Annotated in this window: 1 protein-coding gene; it reads right to left on the reverse strand. The window is 52.6% G+C overall.

Annotated features, from left to right (window positions below; all coding sequences use genetic code 11):
* Positions 1-536 (reverse strand): SpvB/TcaC N-terminal domain-containing protein (locus S1OALGB6SA_RS01060; protein WP_148083987.1); only part of this gene is annotated, 536 nt, incomplete at both ends.

Consider the following 536-nt stretch of genomic DNA (forward strand, 5'->3'; position numbering starts at 1 on the left):
CCACTCTTCTCGGTAACCTCCCAGTAGTCCTCGCTCTCACTCACATAACGCCTTATACGCTGGAAATCCCCCTCCTGCCTCTTCCTGTACTCCTGGGGACTGGCATCAGAAGCACTGATCAAAACCAGCTCCCCTCCATCCAGAAGATAGAAATCATGCTTATCATACTCCGGAACACCAAATCGCGTGTTTGTATCTATGCTGCTGATGGGAAGACTGAATCCCAATCCCAAAATCGAGGGCGATCGCCCTGAATCATAGCTTATGGCAAGATTCGGCACTGCGCCTCCCCTGCCGGAAGGAAGCTTCAGCGGTATCGAAAAGGAAGCAGAGCCGCTCCAGCCTCCCTCGAGCCCTGAAAGCTCAGGAATGCCCTCACCCGGACTGGCTGCCTCCAGATTCTTGATGGAGTTCAAATCAAACTCAACAGGCTCAGGCCCTTGAGGCAGCGTCAAGGTTGAATTGATCATATCGGTGAAATGAGTGCTCAGGCTGTGAACTACTCCACGCTCCTCATCTATGCCAATACGCTCAAG

The sequence above is a fragment of the Olavius algarvensis spirochete endosymbiont genome, from assembly GCA_900608495.1.
Taxonomy (GTDB): domain Bacteria; phylum Spirochaetota; class Spirochaetia; order DSM-2461; family DSM-2461; genus UBA2779.